15 protein-coding genes are annotated in these 18,040 nt (G+C 63.0%); 6 read left to right on the forward strand and 9 right to left on the reverse strand.

What is annotated here, in order from left to right; all coding sequences use genetic code 11:
* Window positions 1–29: 29 nt before the first annotated feature.
* Entirely contained in the window at window positions 30–1,802 is a 1,773-nt protein-coding gene (gene dauA, locus QD208_RS03275; protein ID WP_279835600.1) for a C4-dicarboxylic acid transporter DauA, read from the reverse strand.
* A gap of 293 nt (window positions 1,803–2,095) precedes the next feature.
* Here dauA and QD208_RS03280 point away from each other — a divergent pair, with 293 nt between their 5' ends.
* On the forward strand, window positions 2,096–2,284 hold the full coding sequence (locus QD208_RS03280; RefSeq protein ID WP_077377572.1) for a CopG family transcriptional regulator: 189 nt from the start codon (window positions 2,096–2,098) through the stop codon (window positions 2,282–2,284).
* A 175-nt stretch (window positions 2,285–2,459) separates the two neighbouring features.
* On the opposite strand, the gene QD208_RS03285 is transcribed toward QD208_RS03280, so the two are convergent.
* Together QD208_RS03285 and QD208_RS03290 are read right to left on the reverse strand one after the other, a co-directional pair.
* Complete coding sequence (locus QD208_RS03285) at window positions 2,460–3,746, reverse strand: FAD-dependent oxidoreductase (protein ID WP_279835602.1); 1,287 nt, start codon at window positions 3,744–3,746, stop codon at window positions 2,460–2,462.
* 246 nt (window positions 3,747–3,992) lie between these two features.
* Window positions 3,993–5,420: a sodium:solute symporter family protein gene (locus tag QD208_RS03290; RefSeq protein WP_279835604.1), complete on the reverse strand. Its 1,428-nt coding sequence runs from the start codon at window positions 5,418–5,420 to the stop codon at window positions 3,993–3,995.
* Between the two features lie 248 nt (window positions 5,421–5,668).
* On the opposite strand from QD208_RS03290, the gene QD208_RS03295 reads away from it, so the two are divergent.
* A complete protein-coding gene (locus QD208_RS03295; protein WP_279835606.1) occupies window positions 5,669–6,613 on the forward strand; it encodes a LysR family transcriptional regulator in 945 nt (314 codons plus the stop codon).
* Here QD208_RS03295 and QD208_RS03300 read toward each other — a convergent pair.
* The 5 genes from QD208_RS03300 to QD208_RS03320 all read right to left on the reverse strand — a co-directional run bounded on the left by QD208_RS03300 (window position 6,534) and on the right by QD208_RS03320 (window position 12,481).
* Window positions 6,534–7,523: a LysR substrate-binding domain-containing protein gene (locus QD208_RS03300; protein ID WP_279835608.1), complete on the reverse strand. Its 990-nt coding sequence runs from the start codon at window positions 7,521–7,523 to the stop codon at window positions 6,534–6,536. The two genes, QD208_RS03295 and QD208_RS03300, sit on opposite strands and share 80 nt — an antisense overlap.
* Before the next feature lie 94 nt (window positions 7,524–7,617).
* A complete protein-coding gene (locus QD208_RS03305) occupies window positions 7,618–9,411 on the reverse strand; it encodes a CocE/NonD family hydrolase (RefSeq protein ID WP_279835609.1) in 1,794 nt (597 codons plus the stop codon).
* Window positions 9,411–9,686: a CocE/NonD family hydrolase gene (locus tag QD208_RS03310; protein WP_279835610.1), complete on the reverse strand. Its 276-nt coding sequence runs from the start codon at window positions 9,684–9,686 to the stop codon at window positions 9,411–9,413. The genes QD208_RS03305 and QD208_RS03310 overlap by 1 nt, the downstream gene beginning before the upstream one ends.
* Window positions 9,687–9,991: 305 nt before the next feature.
* Window positions 9,992–11,557: an aldehyde dehydrogenase family protein gene (locus QD208_RS03315; protein WP_279835612.1), complete on the reverse strand. Its 1,566-nt coding sequence runs from the start codon at window positions 11,555–11,557 to the stop codon at window positions 9,992–9,994.
* A 3-nt stretch (window positions 11,558–11,560) separates the two neighbouring features.
* The gene (locus QD208_RS03320) at window positions 11,561–12,481 is read right to left on the reverse strand and encodes an NAD(P)-dependent oxidoreductase (protein WP_347881985.1); all 921 of its coding nucleotides are present in this window, start codon (window positions 12,479–12,481) and stop codon (window positions 11,561–11,563) included.
* Between the two features lie 128 nt (window positions 12,482–12,609).
* Between QD208_RS03320 and QD208_RS03325 the strand changes: the two genes are divergently transcribed.
* Window positions 12,610–13,542, forward strand: a complete 933-nt coding sequence (locus QD208_RS03325) for a LysR family transcriptional regulator (RefSeq protein ID WP_279835613.1) — start codon at window positions 12,610–12,612, stop codon at window positions 13,540–13,542.
* A gap of 6 nt (window positions 13,543–13,548) precedes the next feature.
* On the opposite strand, the gene QD208_RS03330 is transcribed toward QD208_RS03325, so the two are convergent.
* Complete coding sequence (locus QD208_RS03330; protein WP_279835614.1) at window positions 13,549–14,472, reverse strand: LysR substrate-binding domain-containing protein; 924 nt, start codon at window positions 14,470–14,472, stop codon at window positions 13,549–13,551.
* Between the two features lie 148 nt (window positions 14,473–14,620).
* Between QD208_RS03330 and QD208_RS03335 the strand changes: the two genes are divergently transcribed.
* The 3 genes from QD208_RS03335 (at window position 14,621) to QD208_RS03345 (ending at window position 17,982) form a co-directional block, all read left to right on the forward strand.
* The gene (locus QD208_RS03335; RefSeq protein ID WP_279835616.1) at window positions 14,621–15,097 is read left to right on the forward strand and encodes a nuclear transport factor 2 family protein; all 477 of its coding nucleotides are present in this window, start codon (window positions 14,621–14,623) and stop codon (window positions 15,095–15,097) included.
* 79 nt (window positions 15,098–15,176) lie between these two features.
* A complete protein-coding gene (locus QD208_RS03340; RefSeq protein ID WP_279835617.1) occupies window positions 15,177–15,818 on the forward strand; it encodes a glutathione S-transferase in 642 nt (213 codons plus the stop codon).
* Between the two features lie 28 nt (window positions 15,819–15,846).
* Window positions 15,847–17,982, forward strand: a complete 2,136-nt coding sequence (locus QD208_RS03345) for a 2Fe-2S iron-sulfur cluster-binding protein (RefSeq protein ID WP_279835618.1) — start codon at window positions 15,847–15,849, stop codon at window positions 17,980–17,982.
* Window positions 17,983–18,040: the final 58 nt, after the last annotated feature.

Below are 18,040 nucleotides of genomic sequence, written 5' to 3' on the forward strand. Positions count from 1 at the left end.
CAATGCTGACCCCGTGATGGCTGCGCTCGTCACTCGTCTGCCAGCCAGCGCCGTGCCACCGCGAAGGCGCGTGGCAGGTTGCGGCACCAGGTCAGTTCTCCCGTGCGCTTGCGAATGCCGGCCCGGCGCAGCTTGACGATCAGATGGCTGGGGAGCCCCGACAGGACCAGCGCCACGTGCTGGTGGCGCATGTCATCGATCAGGGATTTCAGGGCCACGATGGCCGTACCATCCATGCTCGGTACATCGCTCATGTCGAGAATCACGACCCGGACCCTATCATCGACCAGGCGCAGTGAGGTCAGCGCCTTCTCGGCCACGCCGAAGAACAGGGGGCCATCGATGTCGTAGAGCGCGATGGCGCTGCTGTCGCTTCCCTCGCATGGTGTCTGGCGAAGCGCCTCGTCCTGTGGCGTGTCGGTGATCTGGCGGGTCTGCGTCAGCTGCATCATGCGGCGTATGAACAACGCCGCCGCCAGACCGACGCCGACTGCCACCGCCAGCACCATGTTGAACAGCACGGTGAGGCCGAAGCAGATCAACAGGATCGCCACATCGCCTCCCGGGGCGGAACGCAGGCTATGCACGAAGTGGCGAGCCTCACTCATGTTCCAGGCGACGATGAACAGCAGCGCCGCCAATGTTGCCATCGGCACCTTGCCCAGCAGATCCGCCAGTGCGATCACTGCAAGCAGTACCACCGCGGAATGCACCACTGCCGCCAGTGGTGAACGGGCTCCGCAGCGAATGTTGGTGGCGGTGCGTGCGATGGCGGCAGTTGCCGTGATGCCCGCGAACAACGGCGCTATCAGATTGCCCAGCCCCTGGCCGATCAACTCCGCATCCGGGTCATGGCGCGTTCGCGTCAGTCCATCGGATACCACCGAGCACAGCAGGGATTCGATCGCCCCCAGCATGGCAATGGCGATGGCGGGCCCCATCAATTCACGGATCAACTCGAAATCCAGTGTCAGCGGCTGGCCATCCGCGCTGGGCAGCTGCCAGGGAGCCACCAGTGTTGGGGCGATGGGCGGAATCCCCGTGCCGCTGCTGCCCGCCGCTTCCCAGCTGAAGCGGGAGGCGATGGTTTCCACCAGCGGGCCCTGGGTGTCGCCGCCGAAGGCGAGTTCGAGCGCATGGGCCGCCAGTGCGCCGACGATCAAGCCGACCAGTGGCGCGGGGACGGGCAGATGCAGGCGTGGCCACAGCAGCATGACGGCCAGTGAAAAGACCCCGATGGAGAGCTCATGAGGGTTCAGCGTCGGCAGGGCGGCCATAATATGCCCGACATTCTCGACGAAGTGCTCGCTGAGCTGTCCGACACTCAGGCCCAGAAAGTCAGGCACCTGCAGGACGGCGATCACCACGGCGATGCCGGCGGTAAAACCGAGCACGACCGGATAGGGCACGAACTGGATCAGCCGCCCCATGTGCGTCAGCCCCAGCAGTATCAGAATCGCCCCCGCCATCATGGTGGCGATCAACAGGCCGCCGAGTCCGTACTGCTGAACGATGGGAAACAGGATCACCACGAAGGCCGCGGTGGGTCCCGAGACGTTGACGCGTGACCCGCCCGTCATGGCGATGATTGCCCCCGCGACGATGGCCGTATAGAGGCCATGCTGTGGCTCGACCCCGGCCGCGATGGCCAGTGCCATGGACAGCGGCACTGCCACGGTGCCGATGGTCAACCCGGCCAGGATGTCCTGACGCAGATCGGTGAGGTCGTAGCCTGAGTGCCATGCACTGCGCAGGCCGGTGGCAATCGGGGGCAGGCGCATGGGAGAGCGCTTGGAGGTCATCGGGGCGGGTCCTCGCGGAGGGAATCTCGACGCTGAACCTGGTGCTGGCCGTATCAGGACATGGCGTGGCATGTCCGAACATGACACTGCGTCAGGCGACAGCAGGCCAGCCGTCTGTGACGGACTGCCCTGTCATGATTACATGATAATCATATGGTAAAAACATTAACATGTAATTAGCATGATCGTCATTCGCTTGCCCAGAGGTTCGGCGCGGGTTCACAAGGATTGGCTTGTCGGTATCGGCGTCCCGGCATTACCATCTGATGTTAATGATTTCGGGAGAGCTGAAGATGGAAAAGAAGACCGCACGCCTGACCCTGATGATTGACCCGCACAAGAAGCAGGCCTTCGAGCAGCTGTGTGCCTCGCAGGATCAGACGCCGTCTCAGGTCGTCCGTCAGTTGATCCGCGAGTATCTGCAGGCGCATGGCGTCGAGTACGCGTCCCAGCCTGTGCGTCCACAACCACCATCTTCCTGAAAGAACGGGTGTGAAGGGCCTTCTGGCAAGCCGTGACTTGGTCTTCGCTGAAGTGGCCTGCGCTGACAAGCTCTGCGCTGACGCTAGAGACAAGAAGCCCCTGACAGGTTCGCCTGTCAGGGGCTTTCACGTTCATGGGCCAGGCCATTCACCCAGCTCTCTCAGATAGGCGAGATCATTGGCAGAACCTGACCGGTGACAGGCTATGCGTGTACTCCGGCAGGGGCTCGCCTGCCACCATCCGGGCTACTAGGTCGCCCGTCTCGGCTGAAAGTGTCAGTCCCAGATGGCCGTGCCCGTAGGCGAGCAGCAGGCCGGGGCATCCAGGCATTTCTCCCACTACTGGCAGGCCATCGGGGGTGGAGTGGCGCACGCCCACCCAGTGGCGGGCGACGTCGAGCGGCTGACCGAAGAGTGTCTCGCCCCATTGCTTGAGGGCTTGCCAGCGCTGCGGGGAGGCGGGGCGCGATGGGGCGCAGAATTCGGTGGTGCCCGCCAGGCGAATGCCTGCGGCCATGGGCGAGGCGTAGAAGTGATGCGCCAGCCAGCCCACCGGGCGTGAGAGTGGCAGCGAGGTGGCGAGTTCGATGTGATAGCCGCGCTCGCTGACCACCGGCAGGCGCTTGCCGAGTCCTGCCAGCAGCGTATTGCTGGCGATACCGGCGCAGATCACCACATGCGAGACCTCCTGCGAGGTGGCGGCGGTGTCGATGCGCCAGCCACCACTGGAAAGCGGCGTGAGGGCGTCGACCTGCTGCGCCGTCCATTCAAGGCCGCCTTCTTCGAGCTGGGCGAAGAGCTGGCGGCTGAGTGACAGCGGGCTGGTGAGATGGCGGGTATCAGGGTAGTAGAGGCCGCCTGCCAGTCCCTTCGAGTTGAGCGACGGTTCCAGATCCCGCAGCTGGTTCGCGCCCAGTGCCTGACATTCGACTCCGTCATGGCGCTTCGCCTGGGCCATCTTCTCCAGCGATGCCGGGGTGATGGCGGTGTCGCGCTGGATCTGCAGGCAGCCTGTCTGGCTGGCCAGTGCAGTGGGCGCTCTGGTCTGCAGATCATCGATCAGAGCATGCTGTCGTTCGACGGCATTGGCCAGCAGGGCGATCAGGTCCGCCTTGTGGCGCTGGAAATTGGAGGGCGTTGCCGCCTTGAGGAAGCGCCAGCCGAAATCTGCGAGGGCAGGCGTGTGGCGCAGGGCGATGGCAAGGGAGGGCTGCCTGCTCAGCAGGTAGCCCGGCAGCTGACGCAGGGTATCGCCGCTGGCCATCGGTGAGGTGGCGTAGTTGGCGATGAGGCCGGCGTTGCCGAAGGAGGTGCCTTCGCCGATGGGGTTCGGGTCATACAGTCGAACGTGACAGCCACGTGCCTGCAGGGCGCGGCAGGTCGCCAAGCCGATGATGCCGGCGCCAATGACGGCAATGCTGGCGTGACTCGCCGCTTCGGCGGCGGAGGATTGCGGGGTCATCGCGCGTACTCTCTTTGCCGGTCATGCCGGGCGGATTGCCCGACATGATCGGCGTGATGAAGACGGTGGTAGGGCCGTGTGAGGGCCATGACAGAGCCTGGGAATACTCATGGTCGAGCGGCGCAGGCCCTGCCGATGGCTCAGTTGTCGCGGTAGAACTTCCAGGAGGCGATGGCGATGCCCACGGCGGTGAGGATGCTCAGCAGGCAGATCACATACAGGGTCAGTCCGAACATGGTCAGGTCCTCAGGAGTGGGTGGGCTGGGATGGGGCGTTCTTGCCGTTGTGGTCCGGCGCCGCGTTCAAGAACTGATAGACGAGGGTGAAGACCACGATATTGGCGATGACGCCGGCGATCAGCGGCGTGATGCCGCTCAATGCCTCAAGTTCCAGGCTGCTCCATTTCCAGACGCTGGTAGCCAGTGCCCCGGCGAGCATCGCGGCGATGCCGGCACGCTTGCAGCGAACCTTGAACAGCACGGCGAAAATGAACGGCAGCAGGATTGTCGGCGCCCACAGCGCGTAGCTCAGCAGCAGCGCATCGATGATCGAGGTGGCGTAAAGCGCGAAGACGATGGCGCCCAGTCCGATGGCCAGATTGACGCCGCGCTCGATCCACAGCTGCTGCTTGCCGGACATGGCGGGATTGATGAAGGGCTTGTAGATATCGGTCACGAAGATGACCGCTGCCGAGTTCAGGTAGGAATCCGCCGTCGACATCACCACGGCCAGCAGTGAGGCGAGCACCAGACCGGTCAGGCCCAGCGGCAGGGCGTCACGAATCAGTTCCGGCATGGCCTGATCGGGGGAGATCTGCGGATAGAGCACCAGCGCAATCAGGCCGATGGTGGAGCTGACGGCATAGAACAGCAGACCGAAGCCGCCGGCCAGCGAGTAGCCGATCTTGGCATGACGCGAATCCGGTGCCGACAGGGCGCGCTGGGTGTAGGGCGGGACGAGGGTCTCGCCGAGCAGGAAGGCGATGAAGATGCTGATGAACATCAGCGGCGTGTAATCGCCCATGATGCTGAAGTGCTCGGTGGGCAGCGCGGCGATCAGGGCATCGGGGCCGCCGATTTTGTCGAGCCCGACGATCATTGTGATGGGCAGGAAGACCGCGAGCATCACGAACTGCACCACGTCGGTCTGGATTACGGCCCACATGCCGCCGGCCGTGGAGTACACCAGTACCACTGCCATGCCGATCAGGATGCCGGTGCTGATCTCGATGCCCAGGATGGCATTGAAGACGGTGCCGATGGCCAGCGCCTGAGCGCCGAGGATGCCGACGCAGAAGATCACCGAGAAGATGCCGGTCAGCAGGCGAGCGCTGCGACCATAGTGATGCGCCATGATGTCACCGACCGTCTGGGCGCCCGCATAGCGCTTGAGGCGCGGTGCGATGTAGAGGCCTGCGATGATGGTGGCGATGGGAAAGGCGGAGGCCGCGAACATGAAGGCGTAGCCCTCATCGAAGGCCTTGCCGGCGCGGCCCATCGAGGCACCTCCGCCGAGGAAGGAAGCGGCGAGCGTGGCGAACAGCACCGGCCAGATGATCTTGTTGCCGGCGACGGCGAAGTCGGCACTGCTGGAGGTCTTCTTGGCACTGCGGTAGCCGATGTAGAGCAGTATCGCGAAATACAGCAATAGCCCCATGAGGTCGATCATATGCATTGTCTGTGGCCCTTTGTTGTTGGTTATGAGGGTCTGGTCAGCTTCCTCCCGCAGGGGGTATAAGTACAACTAAAGGCTATCTATTAAGTCATAAGAACAATTTAGAGTCTGCCCGAGAAAGGCTAGTCTCGAGAATCGGGACATGAGTGCTCCGCCGCGAGAGCCCTGCCAAGCGAGCCCTGCCACAAGAGCCCTGCCACAAGAGCCCTGCCACGAGAGCCCTGCCACGAGATGAGAGCCCAGCCGTCATGAAACTCAGACACAACCTGCGTCAATTGCAGATCTTTCAGGAAGTGGTACGTACGGGCAGTCTCTCCCAGGCAGCGCGTCGCCTGGCCATCACCCAGCCCGCGGTGAGCACGGCGATCACCAATCTGGAAAGCGAAGTCGGCTTTCTGCTCTTTCGCCGCAACCACTACGGCACACAGTTGACGCCGGAAGCCGTCCATCTGGCCGAGGGGGTCGACAAGGTGCTGGCGTCGGTGGGCCACCTTGATGAGCTGACCGATGGGCTGCGTGACGGCCATGCCGGCAAGCTCACCGTGGCCTCGATGCCGGGGCTGTCTCCCACGGTGATGCCCCGAGTGATGGCGCGCTATCTGGTCGATTTTCCCGACAGCCGCCTGTCGTTACAGACGTTCAGCTCGCGCAAGATCGCCGAGTGGGTCGCCGAGGGCCAGTTCGATCTCGGCGTGATCGAGTCGGACGCCGCCATCGAGGAGCTGGTGCTCGAGGAGTATCGGCTGTGCATGGCACTTGCGGTCCCCGAAGGCAATCCTCTCGTCGAGAAGGCATCACTGAGCCCGGCGGACTTGGCCGGGGAGACCATCATCACGCTGGACCAGCATCACCAGAGCACTCTGAAACTCGCGGGTGCCTTCCAGCAGGTCGGCATGACCTTGCAGGCGAGCATCGAGACCCATCTGTTTCCCTCGGTCGCGATGCTCGTCAATGAAGGGCTGGGGATTGCTCTGATCGACCCGGTGACGGCGGAGGCGATGCTGGCACGCCGCGATTGCCATCTGCGCATCGTGCCCTTCACACCGACCATCACCCTGGATGTCGCGCTGGTCACCTCGCGCTTTCACACCATTTCGCGTCAGGGGCAGCGTTTCATGCCGTATCTGGCGGAAGAGTTGGCGGCCTGGCAGCAACGTTCCCATCATCTGTATGGCGAGACACTTGAGGCGTAGGCCCGGTCTTCAACACCCAGCGGGTAAAGCGTTGCGCCGCCTGATTCATGTGGCGATGCTGGGGAGTGAGCAGCGAGAAGGTGCCGCTACTGGGCAGGGCATGAGGCAGTGCCTTGATGAGGCGCCCCTGTGCGATGTCATCCCCGAGCAGGCGTGACCAGCACAGGATGACTCCTTGACCGGCGAAGGCGGCATGGACCAGCAGCTGATAGCTGTTGGCGCGCAGGCTGTGGACTGGCGGTTGCCACTCGAGGCCTAGCGATTGATACCAGTGCTGCCAGGTCAGCCAGTCCTTGAAGAAGTCCTCGACCACCAGCAGGGTGTGGTTGGCGAGCATGTTCTCGGCGTCGTGAATGGGGCCGTAGCGTTCGAGATAGGCAGGGCTGCAGACGGCAATGACATCTTCCTCATGGAAGATGGCCTCTGCACTCAGGCCGGGCGGGTCGATCTCGTTGCTGAGGTGGTAGTAGATGCCCAAATCGAATTCGGCGAGATCCAGGCGGTAGGGGTCTTCCACCGTCAGGATGCGCAGTCCGATGTCGGGGTGGGCGTCGCGAAAGTCGGTCAGCCTGCGGGCAAGCCAGGTGGAGGCGACAGTCGGGCTGGTGGCGAGGGTGAGCTGACGCTCATTGCCACGGCGGCGCTGGCGAGTGGTTTCATCGGCGAGATCGCGTAGCACGCGTCGAATCACGCGATAATAGTCTTCCCCGGCAGGGGTGGTGCGCAGGCCATCAGGATCACGCTCGAACAGCGGACGGCCGAGGTCATCCTCCAGACGCTTGATTTGGCGGCTGATGGCACTCTGGGTCAGGTTGAGTTCGCGTCCGGCCTGCGTGAAGCTGCCGTGACGGGCAGCGGCTTCAAAGGCGCGCAGACATTGCAGCGGAGGGAGTGCATCACGGGCCGGCATGCGAGTCCTTTGAGCAGTGCGTGGAATGGCTCGGCCAAGGATAACATGACGACCCGTGAGGCTCGTGGTGCGTTCAACTCATGGCGCAGTCCGCTTACACCGCGGTTCTCGGCACCGTGCGCTGCCAGTCACGACGATGGACTTCTCTGTCGTCTTCCCAGGCGATCTGCTCAGCTTCGAGGTAGAAGTTCTCGGCGTCGCAGCGCATGCGATAGTGGCTTTCGACACGGATGTCGAACTGGCCCGGGGTGGTCTCGCCCAGGTCACTGTCACGCCCGTGCTGATCGCGTCCGGCGCGGTAATGCCAGACGATCTCGGCACGCGTGCGATCCGCTTCTTCCGGATGCGCGGTATAGCGCTCGGTGCAGCGATGCTCGACCCGCATGCCGGTGTCCTCGAAGGTCATCGCCCCCATGTCGTCCTCGACGATGGTGATGATCTCTCCGCTCGCCACGTCCTCGACCACGCTCCGGCTGGGCTTGGCAACACGCTGCTCGCTGATGTTGGCCGGTTGCGCGGACTCCGGTGGCTGGAAGGGATTGGCCGCGGCCTCGCCGGTGAACACCGGCAGGGCGAGTGACTGCAGGCCCGGCTGCAGGGTCAGTGCCGCACGCTTTGCCGCCGGCCATACCATCGGGAAGTTGGCGGTCGCGAGCGCCACGCGTAGACGGTGGCCGGCCGGAATCTGATAGCCCGCCATGTCCAGCTCAAGCTCCACCTCTATGGGTTCGCCCGGCACCAGTGTCTGCGGATTGTCGTGATCGCGCAGGTTGAGGTTGAGCACGCCGTAGGTGATGCGTGCGACCTGACCATCCGGCTGCACGTCACTCAGGCGCACTGCCAGCTGGCCGCAGCTCTGGTCACTGGCCAATGTCAACGTGACCTTGGGTTTGCCGAGGATATCCAGCGGCGCTTCGAGCGGTTCACTGTCAAAGCACACGGCCAGCGCATCATCGAGACGCTGGTCAGCCGGCAGGTCAGGCCCGAACCAGATGGCGCAATACTCGCCCTGATGACGGCCAGCAGTGAGCGGGGAATCCACCACGACTGGCCTGGCCAGCGCCTGCTGGCCCTGGCGTGCATTGTCGCTCAGGCCTGACTCGCTCAGAGACATCTGGTACATCTCGACATCGCTGGCGGGCCAGCCATCCGTCTGTACCCAACGTCCCGGACGCTCGGCATACATCGTCTTCGGCGGCAGGGAGTCCTGCAGGTAGAAGGTGGCGGACGGCTCGTCCATCACGCCGTTTTCCTCACCCTTCAGCCAGTGGTCCCACCAGCGCAGCGCTTCCTGCAGGAAGCCGATGGCCGGATTGGGTACCGCGAAGTGCGGATACTTGTGAATCCAGGGGCCGATCAGCGCCTTGCGCGGGCAGCTCAGGTTTTCCATCATCCGCCCGACGGTGTTCTTGTAGGCATCGCCCCAGCCACCGATGGTATAGACCGCCGCTTCGATATCGGCGTAATCGGTGTTGATGGAACCCTGTTTCCAGTACTCGTCGCGGTGCTGATGCGACAGCCAGGTCTCGGCCAGCAGCGGCATCTCGTCGAGGCGCTCCTGCCAAATGGCGCGCCACTCATCACCCACCAGACGCGGGGCCGGTGGGGCCGCGGAGAAGCTGAGCATGGTGGCGGCCCAGGCCAGATTCTCGTTGAGAAGGCATCCGCCCTTGTAGTGGATGTCATCGGTGTAGCGATCATCGGTGGAGCAGAGGGTGATGATGGCCTTGAGCGGTTCCGGCTTGTGTGCCGCCAGTTGCAGCGAATTGAAGCCGCCCCAGGAGATACCCATCATGCCGAGCTTGCCGGTACACCACGGCTGATTGGCGATCCAGTCGATCACCTCCAGCGCATCGGACTGCTCCAGCGGCAGATATTCATCTTCCATCAGTCCATCAGTCCATCAGACTCGCCGTTGCCGCGCATGTCGACGCGCACTGAGGCATAGCCGTGGCCAGCGAAGTACGGGTGGGTGAGCGCATCGCGCGGTGCGGTGCCGTCACTCTTGCGGTAGGGCAGGTATTCGAGGATGGCCGGTACCGGCGCCTGTTCCGCCCCTTCCGGCAGCCAGATACGCGCAGCCAGTTGGGTGCCATCAGAGAGCGGAATCAGCGTGTGCTCGATCTCGCGGACGCGATGGGGGAAGTCGGTCTTGACATGCATTCACGTATCCTTGTGTCGTCGGGGGCGATGGACGGATGCCTTGTCTCGGGAGTACTGCTTGTCACGGGAGCACTGCTTGCCACTGGCCGCGACGCTGGAACTCAGAATTCGTAAAACAGAAGTCGGAAGTCGATGCTGGCGCATGCCGTCAAACGCCGCAAGGCGCCGTGGTGGGAAATCCACGGCGCCTTGCGGTGTCATGCGGGGAGAGAGTAAAGATGCATGGCATTTCAAGGCCATGCATCTCGTTAACCACTGCTTGTCTTGAGTGCTGCCCTGCTGACAGGCAACACGATCACATCTCGCTACTCCAGGCTCGCCCCATAGCCGAAGCTGGCGGCCGGTTCGGCTGCCGTCTCGACCCAGATGCTCTTCACTTCGCTGTATTCGCGCAGTGCATCCAGCCCGGAGGAGCGGCCATAGCCACTCTCGCCGTAGCCCCCGAAGGGCGAGCTCACATGGATGGTCTTGTAGCCATTAACCCAGAAGGTACCCGCACGTACCTGACGCGCCACGCGGTGCGCGCGACCGACATCACGTGTCCAGACGGCGCCGGCCAGCCCGAAGCGACTGTCATTGGCGATGCGGATGGCGTCGGCTTCATCCTCGAACGGTATGGCGACCACGACCGGACCGAAGATCTCCTCCTGCGCGCAGGTCATGGCGTTGTCGCCCAGCAGGACCGTCGGCGCGACATGATAGCCGCCGGTGTCCGGGACGGGGTCCGTCGAGGTGTCGGCTAGACGCGCGCCATCCTCGATGGCCCCGGCAAGCATCGATTTCACATGCTGGTATTGTTTTGCGTTGTTGATCGGGCCGATCTGGGTAGCCGGGTCCTGCGGGTCACCGAGCGTAAATTGCGTGGCGGCCTCAGCCAGCGCAGTGGTGAACTTGTCGAAGATCGAGGCCTGTACCAGCAGGCGCGAACCCGACACGCAGCTCTGACCAGCGCCGGAGAAGATGGCCGCCTGAGCGCCACGCAGGGCGACCTCGAGATCGGCATCCTCGAAGACGATATTGGCCGACTTGCCACCCAGCTCCAGCACGCTGGGAATGCAGCGCTGTGCCGCGGCGGTGGCGATATGGCGGCCAGTCGCGGGGGAGCCGACGAACACCACCTTGCGAATGTCACCCTCGGCGATGAAGGCCTGACCGATGCTATGGCCATGGCCCGCGATGACATTGACCAGCCCGCGCGGCACGCCGGCGCGCTCGATCAAGACGCCAAGGGCCAGTGAAGACAGCGCTGTCAGTTCCGATGGCTTGAGGATCACCGCATTTCCGGCAGTGATGGCCGGGGCTATCTGCCAGCCGGCGGTGAAGATCGGCGCATTCCACGGCGTGATCTGCAGCACGGTACCCAGCGGCTCATAGGTCACGTAGTTGAGGTGTGAGGTCGGTACCGGAATTACCTCTCCGTGCAGCTTGTCTGCCCAGCCCGCGTAGTACTCGAACATCTCGGCGACCTTGGCCACCTCGACGCGAGCATCACGAATCGGCTTGTTGGCGCTCAGCGCCTCGAGCTCGGCCAGTGTCTCGGCCTGCTCACGAATCAGGCTGCCTATCTGGTAGATGACGCGCCCACGCGCCTGGGCGGTCATGGCAGCCCACTGCGGTTGTGCCTGGCGCGTGGCGGCATTGGCAAGCGCGACCTGAGACGCATCGGCATCCGGGAAGGACAGCATCAGGCTGTCATCGTGAGCGTTGCGCACCTCGATGGGCTCACGCGTGCCGGTGATGAACTCACCACCGATCAGGCTGCTGACGATAAAACTGTCGTCATGAGATTGGCTGCTGTTCTGAAAATTCTGCATCAACTCGGCGATACGTTGAGTCGTTGAGAATGCCGGGGTCATGTCGTGGGTCAGCATGGCTTATTCTCCGTGGCCAAAGAGGGTCGGGTCAGTGCGTTGCACGATGGCGCAGAAGTCTTCGCTGTCATCCAGCGTCGCGCGGCTCTCATCCCAGAGCTGCGCGACGGTACTGGAGAGCGGAAGCGCCAACCCCAGTTCTGCCGTCAGATCACTGGCCAGCCCGACATCCTTGCGCATCAGGCCCATGGTGAAGCCGGAATCAAAGGCCTTGTTGATCACCCAGCTGGGGAACATGACCTGACTTGCACCACTGCGACCCGAACCCGCGTTAAGGCCTTCCAGCAATTTCTCCGGCGATACGCCTGCCTTGGCGGCCATGGAGACGGCCTCCGCCGTGCTGATCAGATGACAGGCCGCGAGCATGTTGTTGGCGATCTTGGCGACGTTGCCCGCCCCACAGCTGCCAACGTGTACGCGGCTGCCGCTCATGGCTTCCAGTACCGGCATGGCGCGGGCCAGCACTTCCTCCTCGGCGCCAATCACCATCGACATGCTGCCACTCGCCGCGCCCTTGGGGCCGCCGGACACTGGGGCATCGATGAAGTCGATACCACGAGTCGCCAGCGCCGCCGCCACCTTTCGGCTGGTCTCGGGAGTCGAGGTGGTGGTGTCGATCACGATCAATCCCGGCCTGGCCAGGGCCATCAGACTTGAGGCGTCCAGCCCATTTGCCTGTCCCGCTGCCTTGCCCAGACACAGCTGTTCTACATGCTCTGCCTTGGGCAGTGACAGGATCACGACGTCGATCCTGTCCAGCAGCTCTGCCAGTGAGCTGACCGGTATGACGCCTGCCGCAGCGGCCTTGTCACGCGCAGCCTGTGAGAGATCGAACCCGAAGACGGGGAAGTCATGGCGAGCAAGCGTTGCGGCCATGCCGCCGCCCATGTTGCCCAGTCCGATGACACCGACGGTTGTTGTCATTGTGTGGTTCCTGTCGTGGTGAAAGGGGGAGTAGCACCCAGTGACTCGAGTATGGACAGGGCTTCTGCGTTCCAGCAATAATCCAGAATTCACTTTAATGTTGCTTTAAAAGCAATGCTGGAGGCGTCATGAGTCAGGTGCAGGAGCGGCGGATCGGGCATCTCTTTGAGGCGGCAAGACTCGGTAGCGTGCGTGCGGCGGCCGATTATCTGAATATGGCGCCCTCCGCGGTCAGTCGACAGATCACCCAGCTGGAACATGAGCTGGGCATGCCGCTGCTGGAGCGGCACAGGCGTGGGGTGAAGCCGACGGAGGCCGGGGAGCGGGTGCTTGAATACTATCGACAGCGCCTGGCACAGCAGGAAGTGCTACTCGAGTCATTGCAGTCATTGAAAGGGCTGCAGAGTGGCTCGCTGGTGTTGGCAATCGGCGAGGGATTCATCGAGGGTCTGGCAGGGCCATTGAGCCGCTTTTCCGCGCGCTATCCGGGCATCGAGCTCAAGGTGAATCTGTGCGGAACCAATGAGGTGATCCGTCAGGTCGTCGAGGATGAAGCGCATCTTGGGCTGGTGTTTCACCCAGCGGGTGACCCCAAGATCCGCACGCATGTTTCGCGACCGCAACCGGTGTGCGCCGTGGTCAATCCAGCGCATCCGCTGGCGCAGCAGTGTGCGGCGGGCTCGGGTGAAACGCGTGAGCCCTTGGCGCTTGGAGAGCTATCCAGTCACTCTCTGGCACTGCCGGAGGTGTCTTTCGGCATTCGCCAACTGGTGACATTGGCGGAGCATCAGGCGGGCGTGATGCTGAGCCCGACCTTGACCTGCAATGCCATTGCCATGCTCAAGCAGTTCGCCTTGCATGGCGGAGTGACATTGCTGCCGGAATTCGTGGTCACCGAGGAGGTCGATGCTGGACGGCTGTGCCGCATTCCGTTGCAGGAAGCCCAGTTCGTCACGCCCCATGTGCAGTTGATCAGCCGACTGGGACGGCAATTGAGCGGGGGCGCCAACCGCCTGTTGGGCCTGCTGCAACAGGACATGACGGCCTTCAACCCGCCATAGGCAGACTCAGTCGGTCAATCGCGCTGACGGTGAGGGATTCAGTACGGGATTGGCGCGCAGGCGCTCGGCGGCGAAATCCAGAAAGGTACGTACCTTGGCCACTGCGCCGCGCCCCTCGCTATGCAGCAAATGAATCGGCAACGGTGGTGGCTCGAGCTCTTCCAGTACGGCCTGCAGACGTCCCGCTGCGAGGTCATCGCCGACCTGATAGGACAGCACACGGGTAATCCCCCAACCAGTACGCGCTGCTTCGATGCAGGCGGCAATGCTGCTCATCGTTAGCTGTGCGCTTACCCTTGCCTGTTGCTCCATCTCCTGTCCGAAACGCCACTCCCTTCCGTTGTTCAGTGTGCTTGAAGCGATGACGCGCTGTGTGGTCAGCGCATCCAATGAGGTGGGAATGCCTTCGCGGGCGAAATAGGCCGGTGAGCCGCATACGACTCGTCGCACACTACCCACACGAAGTGCCGAGAGCCCCGAAGAGGGCAGTGAGCCGATGCGCACGGCGATATCGAAGCCTTCCTCGATCATGTTGACCACGCGGTCCACCATCACCACTTCGGCGCGCATCTCGGGATAGTGCTCCAGATACTCCATCAGTAGCGGCATCACGTGTATGCGGCCGAACTCGGTGGGGCAGGTGATGCGCAATACGCCGGTAGGACGTGTCACGGCGCCGCTGACACCATCCTCCGCTGCCTGAAGTTCCGCCAGGATGCGCCGTGCATCCTCCAGATATCGCTCACCGATCTCGGTCAGGCGCACGCGGCGCGTGGTGCGCGTGAACAGGCGTGCGCCCAGGCGGGCTTCCAGGGCATTGATGCCGCGTGTCACCGAGGGAGCGCTCATGCCCAGCGCGCGGCTGCCTGCCGCGAAGCTTTCGGTATCCGCCACGGCCACGAAGACCTCCAGTGTCTGCAATCGGTCCATTGCTGGCTCCTGTTCACAGCGATTATTGTCATTGTTTGGAATAATGAATTGTGTTTGGTGAGGATTCTAGTGGCATGGCGGGCAGAGTACCTTGGAGAGGCGCCTATCCAATCTGTGTCTGATCCCCCCAATCGCTGGAGTCGTTGCCATGTCTGCCAATCTTCCACGTCATCCCTTGCCACCGTTCACCCCGGACAGTGCTGCTCAGAAGGTGCGTCTCGCTGAAGACGGCTGGAACAGTCGCAATCCCCAGCAGGTTGCGCTGGCGTATTCCCCGGATACCCGTTGGCGCAATCGGGCCGAATTCGTGACCGGGCGTGATGAGGTCGTGGCCTTCCTGACCCGCAAGTGGGCAAGCGAGCTCGAGTACCGCCTGATCAAGGAACTGTGGGCGACGGCAGACGACCGCATTGCCGTGCGTTATGCCTACGAGTACCGCAACGACAGCGGCCAGTGGTTCCGCGCCTACGGCAATGAAAACTGGCAGTTCGATGCACAAGGCCTGATGACCCACCGCCACGCAAGCATCAATGAACATCCTATTGCTGAAAGCGAGCGGCAGTTCCATTGGCCGCTCGGGTGTCGTCCCGATGACCACCCGGGGTTGAGCGATTTCGGCTTCTGATTCGTCATCGCCAGTCACGTTTCCTGCAGCGCACTGCGCTTGCCGCTCTCGGCTCTTTCCTTACATTGTCAGGTGAATCATGAACCCACGCTTTGCTGCTACGTCAGCTCCCATCCGTCTGTTCCGCAATCCTAAGTCCGGCCACTGTCACCGCGTCGAGCTGATGCTGGCGCTGCTGGACATTCCCTATGAGACGGTGGATCTCGACATGGCCAACGGCGCGCACAAGGCGCCCGATTTCCTCAAGATCAGTCCGTTCGGACAGGTGCCGGCCATCGAGGACAATGGCCTCTTCCTGAGTGACTCCAACGCCATCCTCGTCTACTTGACCCACCGCTATGATGCCGAGCAGCGTTTCATGCCTGGCGATGCACTGGCGGCGGCCGAAGTGCAACGCTGGCTCTCGGTGGCGGCCGGTGAGATAGCCGCTGGCCCCTGTACGGCACGCCTGGTGACCGTGTTCGGTGCTCCCTTTGAGCACGAGCAGGCCATCGCTCGCGCACATGCCCTGTTCGCCGTCATGGAGTCCCATCTGGAGCAGCGTCACTACCTGGTGAGGGAGCGCCTCACCTTGGCCGACATCGCGGGTTACAGCTACATCGCCCATGCCCCGGAAGGTGGTGTCAGCCTGAGTTCTTATCCCGCCATTCGTGGTTGGCTCGCGCGTATCGAAGCCGAGCCGGGGTTCGTGGGCATGGCGACGAGCCCGGTACTGGCCTGAGCCTCCCTGTCATCCTGAGGGTTTGCCCATGAAAGAGCAGCGGCAGGTGTTTCATGCAGGTGAGCGACGTGTCCAGGCTCGCGCAGGCGTGCCAGAGCATTATCTCGAGCAGGTCGCTCCCTATGTGCGCGACCGGCTGCCTGAACAGCATGTCGCGTTCTTCGCGAGCTTGCCGGTGCTGTTCATGGGCGTGCCTGACAGCGACGGTTGGCCGTGGGCGGTGGTGAGCTTTGCGCCGCCCGGGCAGCTCTGCAATGCCACGACCGGTGAGCTGCAGGTGCATGCACGACCCGCGCTGGAGGAATTGCTGGGACTGGAGTTCACTCCCGGTACCAAGGTCGGCGTGCTGGGACTGGACCTCGCCACTCGGCGGCGCAATCGTCTGAATGGCACCTTGCTTTTCCCTGACGCGGTGGCAGACATCGCGCCCGATGGGCTGCGGATAGGGGTCGATCAGAGCTTCGGCAACTGTCCGCAATACATCCAGCAACGTGAGATCGACTGGGCTGGCGAGCAGACCAAATTGCTCGCCAGCCGTGAGGTGGCACTGAGCGATGAGGTGTCGCGTGCCTTGCTGGCCCAGGCAGACACCTTCTTCATCGCGACCCGCGCAGGTGAGCTGGATGACGCTGCGCCCAACGGCGTGGATGTCTCGCATCGTGGCGGCAGGCCAGGCTTCCTGTACATGAATGCCGATGGCAGCCTGTCGTTTCCCGATTTTGCCGGCAATCGCTTCTTCAACACCCTGGGCAATATCGAGCTGGATTCGCGGGTCAGCCTGTTGATTCCTGACTTCATCACGGGCGAGGTGTTGTTGCTCAAGGGGCATGCTCGGGTCGACTGGAACCCCCAGCGGGCAGCACTGGTCGAGGGCGCCGAGCGCATCGTGGATGTGGTGCCGGAGCAGGTACTGCATGTCGAGCATGCCTTGCCCGCCCAGGGGCAACTGATTGAACGCTCGCCATCGCTTGCGCTCACCGGTGACTGGCCGGCAATGCACGATGAGCCATCGACGCTGCGACGTCTGCGCGTCATCGACAAAGTGCGCGAAAGCGACACGATCACCTCCTTTTATCTGACGCCATGGCCGCAAGCGGGGCAGGTTCGCGAATCGGCGAAAATCGCGGCCTATCAAGCCGGCCAGTTTCTGACCCTGCGTCTGGCCTCCAAGCCACAGCAACCTCTGTCGTCAGGCGATATTGCGGTGATGCGTAGCTACAGTCTCTCGCAGGCTTGGCGGGCGGGACAGAATGCCTACCGCATCTCGGTACGCCGCGACCCCAAGGGGCTCGCCTCACGACTGCTACATGATGAATTCGCGGTGGGCGATGTGCTGGAAGCGACGCCACCGGCCGGGGATTTCATGTTGCAGGACTCCCCCACGCCCATCGTGCTGCTGTCATCGGGGGTCGGCATCACGCCGATGATCGCCATGTTGGAGGCCTTGGTTCAGCAGGCAGACGCGGGGAATACCCCGCTCAGCGAGGTGATCTTTGTGCACGCCGCGCGCAATGGGCGTGAGCTGGCGTTTCTCGACACGCTGGAGCGCTGGTCGCGCGTGCATGCGTGGTTGCAGGTACATATCGCCCTGTCACGCCCAAGTAAGGCGGATCTCGTGGCCGGGCGGCATCAGTCAGTGGGCAGGCTGGAGCTGGTGAGTCTGGCGGGCAATCTGCCGGGCCTTACCTTGAGCCATGTATATCTGTGTGGCTCCGAGGGCTTCATGCGCGCCCAATACGCCGCCCTGATGGCACTGGGCTTGCCGCGTGAGCGACTGCATCACGAATTCTTCGGCCTTGGCTCACTGGAGGAGGGGGAGGCAACCGCGGTTACGCTATCGGCAGACTTTCAGGCGAGCTTGCCGGAACATGCCCAAGTCACCTTCACGCCGCGCATGGCACCTGGCCAGCCGTCCTCCAGCGATGAGGACATTACACGACAGTGGACGCCCGAACAGGGCAACCTGCTGGAGCTGGCCGAGCAGTCAGGCGTGAATGCCATGTCCAGTTGTCGTTCCGGGCGCTGTGGTAGCTGTGCACTGCGAATCGTCGAGGGGCAGGTGCAGTATCCCGAGCCGCCACAGGCCGCCGTGGCTAAGGGACAGGTGTTGATGTGCTGTGCCTATCCGGCGGGAGAGGCGCCTCTGGTCATCCAGACGCTGTGAGCTGTGTCGTCAGGCGCGAATGGCTCGATCACTCGCGCGGCTGACAAGCTTGAGGAGA

The organism is Cobetia sp. 29-18-1, assembly GCF_029846405.1.
Classification (GTDB): domain Bacteria; phylum Pseudomonadota; class Gammaproteobacteria; order Pseudomonadales; family Halomonadaceae; genus Cobetia; species Cobetia amphilecti.